At 72.4% G+C, this 14585-nt stretch carries 11 protein-coding genes and 2 pseudogenes; 6 read left to right on the forward strand and 7 right to left on the reverse strand.

The annotated features are described in order from the left end of the window. Window positions 1–472: pseudogene (locus tag ADY01_RS21670) on the reverse strand (oxidoreductase); the annotation flags it as partial. A 137-nt stretch (window positions 473–609) separates the two neighbouring features. Here ADY01_RS21670 and ADY01_RS21675 point away from each other — a divergent pair. Then, window positions 610–1596 (forward strand): ATP-binding protein, encoded by a 987-nt coding sequence (locus ADY01_RS21675; protein WP_049576260.1) that lies wholly within the window; start codon window positions 610–612, stop codon window positions 1594–1596. A 13-nt stretch (window positions 1597–1609) separates the two neighbouring features. Here the strand turns inward: ADY01_RS21675 and ADY01_RS21680 are convergent, their stop codons facing one another. Further along, on the reverse strand, window positions 1610–2890 hold the full coding sequence (locus ADY01_RS21680) for a hypothetical protein (RefSeq protein ID WP_053171073.1): 1281 nt from the start codon (window positions 2888–2890) through the stop codon (window positions 1610–1612). A 234-nt stretch (window positions 2891–3124) separates the two neighbouring features. On the opposite strand from ADY01_RS21680, the gene ADY01_RS21685 reads away from it, so the two are divergent. The 4 genes from ADY01_RS21685 (at window position 3125) to ADY01_RS21700 (ending at window position 9097) form a co-directional block, all read left to right on the forward strand. Continuing rightward, window positions 3125–5389 carry a SulP family inorganic anion transporter gene (locus ADY01_RS21685; protein WP_053171067.1) on the forward strand — a complete coding sequence of 755 codons (2265 nt, stop codon included), beginning with the start codon at window positions 3125–3127 and terminating at the stop codon, window positions 5387–5389. 200 nt (window positions 5390–5589) lie between these two features. Next, the gene (gene acs / locus ADY01_RS21690; RefSeq protein ID WP_049576239.1) at window positions 5590–7551 is read left to right on the forward strand and encodes an acetate--CoA ligase; all 1962 of its coding nucleotides are present in this window, start codon (window positions 5590–5592) and stop codon (window positions 7549–7551) included. A gap of 176 nt (window positions 7552–7727) precedes the next feature. After that, complete coding sequence (locus ADY01_RS21695; RefSeq protein ID WP_049576240.1) at window positions 7728–8165, forward strand: phage holin family protein; 438 nt, start codon at window positions 7728–7730, stop codon at window positions 8163–8165. Next, entirely contained in the window at window positions 8162–9097 is a 936-nt protein-coding gene (locus ADY01_RS21700; RefSeq protein ID WP_049576243.1) for an alpha/beta fold hydrolase, read from the forward strand. Before ADY01_RS21695 ends, ADY01_RS21700 begins: the two co-directional genes overlap by 4 nt. A 331-nt stretch (window positions 9098–9428) precedes the next feature. On the opposite strand, the gene ADY01_RS21705 is transcribed toward ADY01_RS21700, so the two are convergent. Genes ADY01_RS21705 through nth form a run of 3 tightly spaced genes read right to left on the reverse strand, consistent with a single transcriptional unit; the run spans window position 9429 to window position 12164 of the window. After that, window positions 9429–10628, reverse strand: a complete 1200-nt coding sequence (locus ADY01_RS21705; RefSeq protein ID WP_049576246.1) for a MarP family serine protease — start codon at window positions 10626–10628, stop codon at window positions 9429–9431. Window positions 10629–10641: 13 nt separating this feature from the next. Further along, window positions 10642–11328, reverse strand: a complete 687-nt coding sequence (locus ADY01_RS21710; RefSeq protein ID WP_049576250.1) for an NUDIX hydrolase — start codon at window positions 11326–11328, stop codon at window positions 10642–10644. Continuing rightward, a complete protein-coding gene (gene nth / locus ADY01_RS21715; protein ID WP_107081785.1) occupies window positions 11325–12164 on the reverse strand; it encodes an endonuclease III in 840 nt (279 codons plus the stop codon). The genes ADY01_RS21710 and nth overlap by 4 nt, the downstream gene beginning before the upstream one ends. A 262-nt stretch (window positions 12165–12426) precedes the next feature. On the opposite strand from nth, the gene ADY01_RS21720 reads away from it, so the two are divergent. Then, window positions 12427–13101 (forward strand): Crp/Fnr family transcriptional regulator, encoded by a 675-nt coding sequence (locus ADY01_RS21720; RefSeq protein WP_049576255.1) that lies wholly within the window; start codon window positions 12427–12429, stop codon window positions 13099–13101. A 74-nt stretch (window positions 13102–13175) separates the two neighbouring features. Here ADY01_RS21720 and ADY01_RS21725 read toward each other — a convergent pair whose 3' ends face one another. Both ADY01_RS21725 and ADY01_RS21730 read right to left on the reverse strand, forming a co-directional pair. Further along, window positions 13176–14006, reverse strand: a complete 831-nt coding sequence (locus ADY01_RS21725) for an MBL fold metallo-hydrolase (RefSeq protein ID WP_049576257.1) — start codon at window positions 14004–14006, stop codon at window positions 13176–13178. Next, window positions 14003–14585: pseudogene (locus ADY01_RS21730) on the reverse strand (NUDIX hydrolase); the annotation flags it as partial. The gene ADY01_RS21725 and the pseudogene ADY01_RS21730, both read right to left, overlap by 4 nt.

Below are 14585 nucleotides of genomic sequence, written 5' to 3' on the forward strand. Positions count from 1 at the left end.
GGGCGTCGAGGGCCGCGAGGCCGGGCGCGGTCACCGGCTCCTCCGCGCGCCGCGGGCGGCCCACCGTGTCGCCGGGCGCCGTGCCGCCCGCGGCGACCAGGTGCAGGCGGGCCAGCACCCGCACCGGAGAGGTCCGCCAGATGTCGAGCAGCTGACCGGCCTCGGCGGTCAGCCGGAGCGCGGCGCCCACGGTCCGCGCCCCGTCCTCGGTACCGAAGTCGCTGCGCCGGCGCACCTCTTCGAGCCCCCAGTCGGCGCCGTCCAGCGCCGCCGAGCCCCGTGCGCCCCTCAACGCGCCCTCCGCGGCCACCTCCGGGCTGCGGCGGCGCATCACCCGGTGCCCGTAGACCCGGTCCACCGCCGTCCGCACGGCCCCCACGGCCTCCTCGACGCCGGGAAGCGCGGCCAGGCGGAGCAGGGGATCGCCGCCGGTGGTGCCGACGTTCACGTCGGCGTTCGAGTCGGCGTTCATCGTGTCCCGTTCGTCACAGCCGTAGCACCCATAGCACCGAGCCTAAGGGCGGTCCAGGCCCGCTCACCGACACGTTCGAGTGCACTTCGTCCTCGATCGGCCCCGAGCATCCCCCGGACGCGGCTACGCTAATGAACATGAAGATCGCTTTCGTAGGCAAGGGAGGCAGCGGGAAGACCACCGTGTCTTCGCTGTTCGTCCGGCATCTGGCCCACCGGAGCATCCCGGTGACCGCGGTGGACGCCGACATCAACCAACACCTGGGCGCCGCACTGGGGTTGGCGGAGGAGCACGCCGCCGTGCTGCCCCCGCTGGGCGGCCGGCTGCCCCTGATCAAGGAGTACCTGCGCGGCGACAATCCACGCATCCTGTCCGCCGACACCATGATCAAGACGACGCCGCCCGGCACCGGTTCCCGGCTGGTGCGCCTCGACGAGGACAATCCGATCTTCGCGGAGTGCGCCGAGGAGGTCCGGCTCGACGGAGACGCGACGGCGCGGCTCCTGGTCACCGGCCCCTTCACCGAGGACGACCTCGGTGTCTCCTGCTACCACTCGAAGACCGGCGCGGTGGAGCTCCTGCTGAACCACCTGGTCGACAGGCGGGACGAGTACGTCGTGGTCGACATGACGGCCGGCAGCGACTCGTTCGCCTCGGGGATGTTCACGCGCTTCGACATGACCTTCGTGGTCGCCGAGCCGACCCGCAAGGGCGTGTCGGTGTACCGCCAGTACCGGGAGTACGCGCGGGACTTCGGGGTCGCGCTGCGCGTCGTCGGGAACAAGGTGCAGGGTCCGGACGACATCGAGTTCCTGCGCGGGGAGGTGGGGGAGGACCTGCTGGTGACGCTGGGCCACTCGGACTGGGTCCGGGCGCTGGAGCGCGGCGAGCAGCGGCCGTTCGGCACGCTCGAGGACTCGAACCAACGGGCCCTGCGCGTGCTGCACGCGGCCGCCGACGCGGCCTACTCGCGCCGGGACTGGCAGCGGTACACCCAGCAGATGGTGCACTTCCACCTGAAGAACGCGGCGAGTTGGGGGAACGAGCGGACCGGGGCCGACCTGGCCGCGCAGGTCGACCCCGGCTTCGTGCTGCGCGAGGCGCCGAGCCCGCAGCCGGCCTGAGGCGGTCGCCCGGTCAGGCACCGTCCGCCCCGGCCGGGCGCGCCCCGGCCGGGCCCACGTCGGCCTCCCGCCGGAACGCGTCCCAGCCGCCGTCCGGCCGTTCGCCGACGCCCAGGGTCCGCAGCCGATCGAGCACCGCGGGGTCCTGGGCGTCCAACCAGTCCACCAACTGCCGGAACGACACGCACTCCACGTCGTCGCGGGGGCAGATCTCCTTGATGACGTCCTCGACGGCGTTCATGTAGGCGCCCCCGTTCCAGTCGTTGAAGTGGTTGCCGACGATCAGGGGCGCGCGGTTGCCCTCGTACGCCCGGTCGAACGCCGCGAGCAGCCCGTCGCGCATCTCCGCCTCGCCGGTGCCGTTGACCATGAAGTTGTAGTCCATCGACAACGTCTCGAAGGTGTGCCCCGGCACGGGGACCGACTGGAGCGGGATGTCCCACACGCCCTCGCGCTGCCGGGGCCAGACCTGGAGCCCGTTGCCGCTGGAGTCGTAGCGGAATCCCAGTTCGGCGGCGGCCTCCAGCAGATTGTCCTGACCCTCCAGGCAGGGCGCCCGGCCGCCCACCAGCTCCCGCTCGTAGTCGAACGGCAGCGGCTCCAGGTCGGTGAACCCGGTGGTGGTCTTCCAGTTCTCCACCATCCACTTCGCCTGCTCGATCTCGTCGCGCCAGTCGTCCGCGGACCAGGAGGAGACGCCGGACGGGCCGCAGAAGTGGCCGTTGAAGTGGGTGGCGATCTCACTGCCGTCCAGCCATGCGGCGCGGAGCTGTTCCAGCGTCGCGACGATGTTCTCGTCCGTGAGATAGCCGATGTCCGAGGCGCCCGGCGCGCGGCCCGGTGGGCGGTAGCTCGCGCGTTCGCTCTCCGGCAGCAGGTAGAGGCCGGAGAGGAAGTACGTCATGTGCGCGTCGTATTCCTTGCCGAGCTCGCGGAATCGGGAGAAGAGCTCATTGCCGTCCTCGCCGGCGCCGTCCCAGGAGAAGACGACGAATTGCGGCGGCTCCTCGCCGGGGGCCATCCGCTCGGCGGCGGGCTGGTGGGGCTGCCGCCCGGTGACCGCGGTGGAGCCGTCGCCGATGAGACGCGGTGCCGCCTGCCTGGCGCCCTGGCTCTTGCCCTGGCCACGGCCCTGCGGTGCGGCACCCGCCGCCTTCCCCCCGCCCTTGCCCTCGGCGGGCGGGGTCTCCTCGCCGCCCGCACAGCCGGCGAGCCCCGGGCCCAGCGCCAGGGCGCCGACCACCGCCCACACGCCCACGCCGTTCCCCGTCCACCGGCCACGTTCAGCCGCCATCGGTTCCGCCTCCATCCATGAAGGTGTTCGTCGGTTCTGCGCATGACCCGACCAACGTCCCTTCCGATCAGGAAAGAGGCTGGAACGACAAGCATTTCAAATGATTATTTCGCTCGATAGGCGTAATTCCAGGGCCAAAAGAGAACATGGACTAGTAGCGAGCTTTACGTGGCATTACTCTCCATTTACCAAGGCTTGAGAGTTGCCATAGCGGCCCAATGGACGGAGAGGGAAATGTCCGCCCCCCACCGCGCAGACCTGTCCGCCTCGATCTCCGTGTTCCTGATCGCGCTCCCCCTTTCGCTCGGCATCGCGCTCGCGACCGGCGCCCCGTTGCAGGCCGGCCTCGTGGCCGCCGCGGTCGGCGGGATCGTGGCTGGCTGGCTGGGCGGGGCGCCGCTCCAGGTCAGCGGCCCCGCCGCCGGTCTGACCGTGATCACCGCGGAGCTGATCCACCAGTACGGCTGGCCCGTCACCTGCGCCATCACGGCACTGGCCGGACTCACCCAGCTGGCGCTCGCCGCCCTGCGCGTCGCCCGTTCCGCGCTGGTGGTGAGCCCCGCGATCGTGCACGGCATGCTCGCCGGCATCGGGATCACCATCGCCCTCGCCCAGCTGCACATCGTGCTCGGAGGCACCGCGGAGAGCTCCGCCATCGAGAACGTCGCGCAGCTCCCCGACCAGCTGTCCGATCCCCATCTGACGGCCATCGCCGTGAGCCTGCTCACCATGGCCGTGCTCCTGGCCTGGCCACGACTGCCCGGCCGGACGGGCGCGGCCGTGCGCAAGGCGGCGCCCGCCGCGCTGGCCGCGGTCACGCTGGCCACGGCGCTCGCCTGGGCCACCGGGCTGCGGCTGCCGCGCGTCGACCTGCCGGCGTGGAGCAGCCACGCGCTGCCCGAGATGCCGGACGGGCCGGTGCTCGGCCTGGCCGCCGCGGTACTGACCGTCACCCTGGTGGCCAGCGTCGAGTCGCTGCTGTCCGCGGTGGCCGTCGACAAGCTGGCCGGCGCCAGGCAGCGGGCGGGAGGCCCGCGCGTGCGCCGTGCCGACCTCGACCGCGAGCTGCGCGGCCAGGGCGCGGCGAACGTGGTCTCCGGCCTGCTCGGCGGCCTGCCCGTCACGGGGGTCGCGGTGCGCAGCTCGGCCAACGTGGCGGCGGGCGCGGTCAGCCGGTGGTCGTCGATCCTGCACGGCTGCTGGGTGCTGGCGGCCACCGGGCTGCTGGTGAGCGTGCTCCAGCTGATCCCGCTGGCCGCCCTCGCCGCGCTGGTGATGGTCGTGGGCGTCCAGATGGTGAACCTGACGCACATCCGCAGCGTCACCAAGCACCGGGAGGTCCTGGTCTACGCGGTGACCGCGACCGGCGTGACGCTGGTCGGCGTGCTGGAGGGCGTGGCGATCGGCGTCGCCGTGGCCGTCGCCGTGGCGCTGCACCGCCTGACGCACACCAGGATCAGCCACGAGACGCTGGCGGACGGGACCCATCAGGTGCGGGTGCGCGGGCAGTTGACGTTCCTGGCCGTGCCCAGGCTCAGCCGTTCGCTGGGTCAGGTCCCGGACACCGTTCCGGTCGCCGTCGAGCTGGACGGCACGTTCATGGACCACGCCGCGTACGAGACGCTGCACGACTGGCGGGCCGCGCACACCGCGCAGGGCGGGCTGGTGGAGATCACCGGCCGCGCCGGGGAGCGGGGCGGCGACCAGGCGGCCGCGCACCACTGCCGCCCGTGGCAGCCCTGGCGCACCCACCAGTGCACCTCCGGGGCGTCCGGCGGCGAGCCGGCGGACGCGGGCGCCCAGGCGCACGACCAGTTGCTCGGCGGCGTACGGAACTTCCAGCGCACCACCGCGCCGCTGATGCGCCCCGAGCTGGCCCGGCTGGCGCACGAGGGGCAGTGTCCCAGCCAGCTCTTCCTCACCTGCGCCGACTCCCGGCTGGTGACGAGCATGATCACCTCAAGTGGCCCCGGCGACCTGTTCACCGTGCGGAACATCGGGAACTTCGTGCCCCCGCCCGGCGCCGGGGGAACGGACGACTCGGTCGCCGCCGCCATCGAGTACGCGGTGACCGTGCTGCGGGTCAGCACCCTCACCGTGTGCGGGCACTCGGGCTGCGCGGCCATGCAGGCGGTGGCGTCCAGCGCCGGGGACACGACCCCGGCGCAGCCGGGACCCGGGTCGCTCGGCCGCTGGCTGCGCCACGCCCGACCCAGCCTCGACCGGCTGGCCAGTCCCGCCACCCTCCCGCGTATCGACGGGCGTCCCGTGGCCGAGGCTCTGGAGCCGCTCGCCCTGGCCAACGTGGTGCAGCAGCTCAACCACGTGGCACTGCACGAGTGCGTGGCCCAGCGCGTGGCAGAGGGGACGCTGCGCCTGCGCGGCATGTACTTCGACGTGGCCAACGCACAGGCGTATGTGCTCAGTAGAGAGGACGGGGCCGCGCCGGTGTTCACGGCCGTGCACCCGGACACGAGGTCGGGAGTCCTGACGGGCTGACGGTGGGGGGCGGTCGGGGCCGACCCGGGCCGCGCGCGGGTCGGTCGGCGGCCGTTCGCCGCGCGGAAGGGCCGTTCGACGTGGTGCCCGGCCGTTCACCGCAAGAGGTCTGGACCAGTCGCACGATTGCCCTTGTCAAAGAAGAACCGGACTGATGAGGTGGGCCGCGTGGGACACAGCTGACGCCGCGAGGAGATGCCGTGAGTAACGAGAGCCTGGCCAATCTCATGACGGAGACGCGGAGGTTCGCGCCTCCGGCGGAGATGGCCGCCGATGCCAATATCACCGCGGCGGCGTACGAGGCCGCCGCGGCGGACCGGCTGGGTTTCTGGGCCGAGCAGGCACGCAGGCTCAGCTGGGAGACGGAGCCGACCGAGACCCTCGACTGGTCGAACCCACCCTTCGCCACGTGGTTCGCCGACGGCCGGCTGAATGTCGCCTACAACTGCGTGGACCGGCATGTCGAGGCGGGCAACGGCGACCGGGTGGCCATCCACTTCGAGGGCGAGCCCGGCGACTCCCGGTCGATCACCTATGCGGAGTTGCAGCGGGAAGTCTCCCGGGCCGCGCACGCGCTGACGGAGTTCGGGGTCACGGCCGGGGACCGCGTGGCGATCTACATGCCGATGATCCCCGAGACCGTGGTCGCGATGCTCGCCTGCGCCCGCGTCGGCGCCCCGCACTCGGTGGTCTTCGGCGCGTTCTCGGCGGACGCGCTGGCCACCCGCATCGAGGACGCCGACGCCCGCGTCCTCATCACGGCCGACGGCGGCTACCGCAGGGGCGCGCCCTCCGCGCTCAAGCCCGCGGTGGACGAGGCACTGACCCGGCCCGGCGCGGCCCGCGTCCGCACGGTGCTCGTCGTGCGGCGCACCGGCCAGGACATCCCCTGGACCGAGGGCCGCGACGTGTGGTGGCACGAGGTGATGGAGCGGCAGCCCGCCGAGCACACCCCGGAGGCGTTCGACGCGGAGCACCCGCTGTTCATCCTCTACACGTCGGGCACCACGGGGAAGCCCAAGGGCATCCTGCACACCTCGGGCGGCTACCTCACCCAGGTGGCGTTCACCCACCATGCCGTCTTCGACCTCAAGCCGGAGTCGGACGTCTTCTGGTGCACCGCCGACGTCGGCTGGGTGACCGGGCACTCCTACATCGTGTACGGCCCCCTGGCCAACGGCGCCACCGAGGTGCTCTACGAGGGGACGCCCAACACCCCGCACAACGGGCGCTGGTGGGAGGTCGTCCAGAAGTACGGCGTGACGCTGCTCTACACGGCGCCCACCGCGATCAGGACCTGCATGAAGTGGGGCGACGACATCCCCGCCGGGTTCGACCTGTCGAGCCTGCGCCTGCTGGGTTCGGTCGGCGAGCCGATCAACCCCGAGGCGTGGATCTGGTACCGCAAGCACATCGGCGGGGACCGCACGCCCGTGGTCGACACCTGGTGGCAGACCGAGACCGGCGGCATCATGATCAGCCCGCTGCCCGGCGTCACATCGGCGAAGCCGGGCGCGGCCCAGGTGCCGCTGCCGGGTGTCAGCGCGACCGTCGTCGACGACAACGGGGCCGAGGTGCCGAACGGTTCCGGCGGCTATCTCACGCTGACCGAGCCATGGCCGTCGATGCTGCGCACCATCTGGGGCGACGACCAGCGGTACCTGGACACCTACTGGGCCCGTTTCCAGGGGAAGTACTTCGCCGGGGACGGCGCCAAGAAGGACGCGGACGGCGACATCTGGCTGCTGGGCCGCGTCGATGACGTGATGCTCGTCTCCGGGCACAACATCTCGACCACCGAGGTCGAGTCGGCGCTCGTCTCGCACCCCAAGATCGCCGAGGCCGCGGTCGTCGGCGCCACCGATCCGCAGACCACGCAGGCCATCTGCGCGTTCGTCATCCTGCGCGGCGGGGCGGCCGAGGAGGCGGGACTGGTCGACGAGTTGCGCGCGCACGTCGCCAAGGAGCTCGGCCCGATCGCCAAGCCGAAGCGGATCCTCCCGGTGGACGAGCTGCCCAAGACCCGTTCGGGCAAGATCATGCGCCGCCTGCTGCGCGACGTCGCGGAGAACCGCGCGCTCGGCGACGTGACCACCCTCACCGACTCGACGGTGATGGACCTCATCCAGCAGAAGCTGCCCGGCGCCGCCAGCGAGGACTGACGGCCACGCGAGCTCACTCAGGGGCGCCCGGCCACCGGCCGGGCGCCCCTATACCATGAGTGGCATCACTCCCCAGAGCGACGGTGAGTGTCAACCCCGGACACGCCACCGCAGCAGCACTACTGTCACCTGCACCAACTGCTTCCGCCTCCGGGAGAGGAAAGAGGGATATCGCGATGAGCGCAGCCGACGAGGGGCGCAGCCTCGGGGAGCTGGTCGCCTCGGCCACCGCCGAGTTGTCCGCACTGATGCACGACGAGATCGCCCTGGCCAAGGCGGAGCTCCAGGTGGGCGTGAAGAAGGCCACCAAGGGCAGCGCCGCGGGGCTCGTCGGGGCGTTCCTGGCCCTCTCCGCCGTGCCGCTGTTCAGCTTCGCCCTGGCGTTCTGGGTGCGGAACTGGTGGGACGTGCCGCTCGCGCTCGCCTGCACCATCGTCGGCGGTGTCTATGTGGTGCTGGCTGGGGTGCTGTTCCTGCTCGCCAAGCGGAAGTTCGGCGGGGTCTCCGGGCCCGAGCGGTCCATGAAGTCCGCCAAGGAGACAGCCTCCGTACTGTCCAGCGTCAAGCCCCATCCTCGTCCTGTCCCCATGGACAAGGCAGGCTCCTCCACATGACCGCTGCCGATCAATCGGGGATGCGGTCCTCGGTCATCCTCAGGGACGGCCCGTGGACGCACCGCGACGTCGCCGCCAACGGCGCCCGCTTCCACATCGCGGAGCTGGGTGAGGGCCCGCTCGTGCTGCTGGTGCACGGCTTCCCGCAGTTCTGGTGGGCGTGGCGCCACCAGCTGACCGCGCTGGCCGAGGCCGGGTTCCGCGCGGTGGCGATGGATCTGCGCGGCGTCGGCGGCAGCGATCGCACCCCGCGCGGCTACGACCCGGCGAACCTCGCCCTCGACATCACCGGCGTGATCCGCTCCCTCGGGGAGCCGGACGCCGCCCTGGTCGGCCACGACCTGGGCGGATACCTGTCGTGGACCGCCGCGGTGATGCGACCCAAGCTGGTCCGGCGGCTCGCCGTCGCCTCCATGCCGCACCCGCGGAGCTGGCGCGCGGCGCTGCTGCGGGATCCGCGGCAGACGGCGGCCAGCTCGTACATATGGGGATTCCAGCGGCCGTGGCTGCCGGAGCGTCAGCTGGTGGCCGACGACGCGGCGGTGGTCGGGCGGCTGCTGCGCGACTGGTCCGGGCCGCGCCAGCCGGACCTCAAGGACGTGACCGTCTACCGCCAGGCGATGACGATCCCCTCCACCGCGCACTGCGCGATCGAGCCCTACCGGTGGCTGATCCGTTCGATCGCGAGGCCGGACGGCGTCCAGTTCAACCGCCGGATGAAGCGGCCCGTGCTCGTGCCCACGCTCCATCTGCACGGCTCGCTCGACCCGGTGATGCGCACCAGGAGCTCGGCCGGTTCCGGCGAGTACGTCGAGGCGCCGTACCGCTGGCGGCTCTTCGATGGCATGGGGCACTTCCCGCACGAGGAGGACCCGGTGGCGTTCAGCACCGAGCTCATCGACTGGCTCCGGGATCCCGAGCCCGACCGCTGACGCCCCGGGGACGCCGTTCGACATGTGCCGGGCGCATAAGCCGAGCGAGTTCGCTTTGGGGAGGTTACTGACCTTGCGTGCCGGGCAGGGACGACAGTATGGGCTGGACGCACGACTACCGTGACGTGGCACGTGATCGACGCGGCAATGGAGCCGCCGTTCGGGCGCAGAGCGCCGTGCGGCGCATCCAGGGCGGTCCCATGGCGGATCCGCCTATCGGATTTCCGGATATTCTCCGCCGCCGCGCGCGCTGGGTAGGCGTGCGATTGCGGCACCCCCGCGGGTAGCCGCGGGTGGCGTGGTCCTCACCGCGCTCCCCCATCGCACTCCTTCACATCGCACAGGTCTGGCTGTCGGCCCTCTCGTCGGCGGCGCGGCCTCGTGTGGCCGCCTCGCGCACCTCGTCGGCGGTGAGGGCGTACCCGGTGCGGTCGTCGTCGAGCGACTTGGCGAAGATCACGCCGTACACCTTCCCGTCCGGGGTGAGCAGCGGGCCGCCGGAGTTGCCCGGCCGGACCGTGGTGTAGATGGAGTAGACGTCGCGGCTCACCGTGCCGCGCCGGTAGATGTCCGGTCCCTCCGCCTGGAAACGCTCGCGGACCCGGGCCGAGCGCGCGTCGAACGGGCCGCTCTCGGGGAAGCCCGCGATCACCGCGCCGTCACCCGTGATGGCGTCACCCCTGCTGAACTTCAGCGGGCGGGCGGTGAGGTGCGGCACGTCGAGGACCGCGATGTCGCGTTCCCAGTCGTAGAGGACGACGCGCGCGGCGTAGAGGCGTCCCCTGCCGTCGACCTGCACGGTCGGCTCGGAGACTCCGCCCACCACATGGGCGTTGGTCATCACCCTGCCGTCCGCGAAGACGAAGCCGGTGCCTTCCAGCACCTTGCCGCAGCCGGTGGCCGTGCCGACGACCTTGACGATCGACCGTCTGGCCCGGTCGACGGCCCGGCTGTCGGCCAGCTTCGGGTCGGGGGCGGGTACATCGGTGAACGGCTCCGCGGTGAACGGGGCGAACACCTGCGGAAAGCCGTTCTGCGCCAGCACGGAGCCGAAGTCCGCGAACCACGTGGTGGCCCGCTCCGGCACCACGCGCGAGACGCCGAGGAGCACCCGCGAGTCCCGCACCTCGCGGCCGAGGGTCCCCAGCATGGTCAGCGCCAGCGCCGAGCCGAGCAGCCACGCGACGACGAGCATGGCCAGGACGTTGACCAGCGCGCCGCCCGTCGCGTCCACGGCGCGCGCCGGTGACCAGGTGATGTACTGCCGCAGCCGGTTCCCCAGGTGCGTGGTGAGCGCCTGGCCGACCGTGGCGCACAGGATCACGACCACCACCGCGGCGATGATCCCGGCCTGGCCCGGCCGGGCTCCGTCGCTCAGCTGGCGCCACGCCATGGGCAGCAGGCAGACCGCGATCACCCCGCCGCCGAGGAGGCCGGTGACGGAGAGGGCGCCGACGACGAACCCCTGCCGGTAGCCGACCAGGGCGAACCACACGGCGGCGCACAGCAGCAGGACGTCGAGCGCGTTCATGCCCGCTACGGTCTCACGCGCTGTGGTCGAGCGAGATCTCTCGGTCGCGGTCCCACGGCCGTTCCCAGCCAGCGAAGTACAGGATCCGGTCGATCACGCCTGCCGTGAACCCCCACACGAGCGTCCCGCCGACCTGGAAGCAGGGGCCCCGGTACCCGCTGGGGTGCACGGCCGTCCCACGCCTGCCGCGGTCGGCCAGCTCGGCGACCGGCACCGTGAACACCCGCGCCGTCTCCGCCGGATCCACCGGCGTCACCGGCGACGGCTCCCGCCACCAGGCAAGCACCGGTGAGACCACGAAGTCGGTCACGGGGATGTACAGCCTCGGCAGCGTGGCGAAGATCCGCACCCCCGCCGGATCGAGCCCCGTCTCCTCCTCCGCCTCCCGCAGGGCCGCCTCCCGGGGCCCCTCGCCCTCCGGATCGCCGTCCTCCGGGTCGAGCGTGCCCCCCGGGAACGACGCCTGCCCGGCGTGGGTGCGGAGGCTGGAGGCGCGCTCGAGCAGCAGCAGCTCGGGGCCGAACGCCCCTTCCCCCAGCAGCACCAGCACCGCGGCGGGCCGCCCCCCGGAGACCGGTGGCAGAAAGGTGCTCAGCTGGCGCGGCTTCACGGTGACCGCCGCCCGCGCCAGCTTCCGCAGCCACTCCGGCAGCCCGGCCGGATCGGTCAGTCCCGTCCCCGTCTCGTGGGCGCTCGTCATGCCGCGTCCAGCGGCGGGGCCGGCTTGCCCGGGTAGTCCGCCGGGGGCTTCAGCCGCTGCCCGGGGAAGCCGCCCATCTCGTACTTCAGCAGCTTCCTGGCCTTCTCCGGGTCGGTCTCGCCCTCGCCGAAGGACGGGCACAGGTGCGCGATGGGGCAGGCGCCGCACGCGGGCTTACGGCTGTGGCAGATGCGGCGGCCGTGAAAGATGACGCGATGCGAGAGCATCGTCCACTCCTTCTTCGGGAAGATCTCCCCGACCTCGGCCTCGATCTTGTCCGGGTCCTTCTGCTGCGTCCACCCGAAGCGGCGCGCCAACCGCTGGAAGTGCGTGTCCACCGTGATGCCCGGACGGCCGAACGCGTTCCCCAGGACCACATGCGCCGTCTTGCGGCCGACGCCCGGCAGCGAGACCAGGTCCTCCAGGCGCCCCGGCACCTCCCCGCCGAACCGGTCCCGCAACGCCACCGAGATCCCGAGCACCGCCTTGGCCTTGCTGCGGAAGAAGCCCGTCGGCCGCAGGATCCGCTCCAGCTCCGCCACGTCGGCGGTCGCCATGTCCTCCGGGGTCGGGTAGGCGGCGAAGAGCCCGGGGGTCGTCTGGTTCACCCGGAGGTCCGTCGTCTGGGCCGAGAGGACCGTCGCCACCAGCAGCTCGAACGGGTTCTCGAAGTCGAGCTCGGGGTGGGCGTAGTAGTACACCTCTTCCAGCGCCCGGTTGATCTTGCGGGCGCGCCGAACCGTCGCGAGCCGGCTCTCCGGCTTCGCGCCGCCACCACCGCTCACCCGCTTGGCGCCGCCGCGTTCGCTCTCAGCGGAATCCTGGGTTGCGCTCACCCGTCCGGCCCTCTCATCTCTCACGTGCCGATCGCGCCCTGCCTCATGCGCGCCATGGGGTCGTTGACCACCCGGCCAGCCTAAACGGCGCCGCCGACATTCGTCCGGCGCTCGCTCGAAGCCCGCTCGAACGGGCCCCTGGCGTGGGGGCAGCTGTCCCGGTACGTCAAACTTGTGACTGATAGCACTGCCGAGGCGTCCGGCATCATGAAGTGGGACCCCGGCGACCCTGGCCGATCCCGGCCGACAAGGAGAGGAACTCGTGGACGACGTTCTGCGCCGCGCCCCGCTCTTCGCGGCGCTCGATGACGAGCAGGCCGCTGAGCTGCGCGCTTCCATGGCCGAGGTGACGCTCGCCCGCGGTGACACCCTCTTCCACGAGGGCGATCCCGGCGACCGCCTCTATGTCGTCACCGACGGCAAGGTCAAGCTGCACCGCACCTCCCCCGACGGCCGCGAGAACATGCTGGCCGTCCTGGGCCCCGGCGAGCTCATCGGCGAGCTCTCCCTCTTCGACCCGGGACCGCGCACCGCCACCGCCACCGCCGTCACCGAGGTCCGGCTCCTCGGCCTCGGCCACGGCGACCTCCAGCCCTGGCTCAGCGCCCGCCCCGAGGTCGCCTCCGCGCTGCTGCGCGCCGTCGCCCGCCGACTGCGCCGCACCAACGACCAGATGTCCGACCTGGTCTTCTCCGACGTGCCCGGCCGCGTCGCCCGCGCCCTCCTCGACCTCTCGCGCCGCTTCGGCGTCCAGTCGGACGAGGGCATCCACGTGGTCCACGACCTGACCCAGGAGGAGCTGGCCCAGCTGGTGGGCGCGTCCCGCGAGACGGTCAACAAGGCGCTGGCCGACTTCGCCGCCCGCGGCTGGCTGCGCCTGGAGGCCCGCGCGGTCATCCTCCTCGACATCGAACGCCTGGCCCGCAGGTCGCGCTGACCGGGGGCCAGGACCGAACCGCTCACACCCTCGGAACGGACCGAGGGCTCAGGCCGAGAGTTCAGGCCGAGGGCTCAGACCAGACCGTGTTCCCGCAGGTAGTCGAGCTGCGCCCGCACGGAGAGCTCGGCCGCCGGCCACACCACCGGGTCCACGTCCGCGTACACATGGGCGACGATCTCGGACGGCGTGCGGTAGCCGTTCTCCACCGCCGTCTCGACCTGCGCGAGCCGCTTCGCCCGGTGCACCAGGTAGTACTCGAGCGCCCCCCGCGCGTCGCGCAGCACCGGGCCATGCCCGGGCAGCACCGTGCTGACGCCGTCGTCCACGGCCAGCGAGCGCAGCCTGCGCAACGAGTCCAGGTAGTCGCCCAGCCGTCCGTCCGGGTGGGCCACCACGGTCGTTCGACGGCCCAGCACCGTGTCCCCGGTCAGCACGGCGGCGTCCGCCGGGAGCTGGAACGACAGCGAGTCCGCCGTGTGCCCCGGCGTCGGAACCACGCGCAGTTCGAGTCCGCCCGTGGTGACGACGTCCCCCTCCGCGAGGCCCTCCTCGCCCAGCCGCAGCCGCGGGTCCAGCGCCCGCACCGGCGCCCCGGTCAGGTGCGCGAACCGCGCCGCGCCCTCCGCGTGGTCCGGGTGGCCGTGGGTCAGCAGCACGAGCGCGACCCGGCGCCCGGTCCGTTCCGCGGCGTCGATCACCCGCCGCAGATGTCCCTCGTCCTCGGGCCCCGGGTCGACCACCACCGCCTCGGTGGCGTCCGGCTCGGCGAGCAGCCAGGTGTTGGTGCCGTCCAGCGTCATCGGGGACGGGTTGGGCGCCAGCACGCACGCCGCCCGTTCCGTCACCTGCCCGTCCCGCACCCCGGGCATGGGCCGTCCGGGAGGCGCCGCCGCGTCGCTCATCCGTTGGACACCGCCTCGTCCTCCGCCCCGGACCGTTTCTCGAACTCCCCATACCCCGGCCAGCTCAGCACCACCTCGTCGCCCTCGACGCGCCCCCGTGCTATCACCGGCGCGAGATCCCGGCCGCGCGCCGCGTCGAGCGCTCCCGCGGCCGTCCGGTACGAGGCGAGTTCGCGCAGGGTGGTGACGGTGGGCGGCAGCATGAGGAACGCGCCCCCCTCGTACGCCGCGACCGCCTCGCTCGGACGCATCCACGCGGTGTGGTCGGCCTCGGTCGAGGCGTTCCGCGTCACCTGCCCCTCCGGCAGCGCCGCGACGAAGAACCACGTGTCGTACCGCCGTTCCTCGAACTCCGGCGTGATCCACCGCGCCCACGCCCGCACCAGGTCGTCGCGCACCGCCAGCCCGCGGCGCGCGAGGAGGTCCGTGAACGCGAACTCCCGCCGCACCAGCGCGGCCCGGTCCCGTTCCCACCCGGAGCCCGTCACATCCGCGACGAGCCCGCCCGGCGCGGGCCCGGCCAGCAGCACCCCGGCCTCCTCGAACGTCTCGCGCACGGCCGCCAGCAGCACCCCCGCC

This window comes from Streptomyces sp. SBT349 (assembly GCF_001083795.1).
Taxonomy (GTDB): domain Bacteria; phylum Actinomycetota; class Actinomycetes; order Streptomycetales; family Streptomycetaceae; genus Streptomyces.

Excerpts from the sequence above, each read along its gene's own strand:
- ADY01_RS21700 (WP_049576243.1), top strand. The coding sequence starts at position 8,162 with ATGACCGCTGCCGATCAATCGGGGATGCGGTCCTCGGTCATCCTCAGG.
- ADY01_RS21695 (WP_049576240.1), top strand. The coding sequence starts at position 7,728 with ATGAGCGCAGCCGACGAGGGGCGCAGCCTCGGGGAGCTGGTCGCCTCG.
- ADY01_RS21710 (WP_049576250.1), bottom strand. The coding sequence starts at position 11,328 with ATGACGAGCGCCCACGAGACGGGGACGGGACTGACCGATCCGGCCGGG.
- ADY01_RS21725 (WP_049576257.1), bottom strand. The coding sequence starts at position 14,006 with ATGAGCGACGCGGCGGCGCCTCCCGGACGGCCCATGCCCGGGGTGCGG.
- ADY01_RS21680 (WP_053171073.1), bottom strand. The coding sequence starts at position 2,890 with ATGGCGGCTGAACGTGGCCGGTGGACGGGGAACGGCGTGGGCGTGTGG.
- ADY01_RS21705 (WP_049576246.1), bottom strand. The coding sequence starts at position 10,628 with ATGAACGCGCTCGACGTCCTGCTGCTGTGCGCCGCCGTGTGGTTCGCC.
- ADY01_RS21685 (WP_053171067.1), top strand. The coding sequence starts at position 3,125 with ATGTCCGCCCCCCACCGCGCAGACCTGTCCGCCTCGATCTCCGTGTTC.
- ADY01_RS21675 (WP_049576260.1), top strand. The coding sequence starts at position 610 with ATGAAGATCGCTTTCGTAGGCAAGGGAGGCAGCGGGAAGACCACCGTG.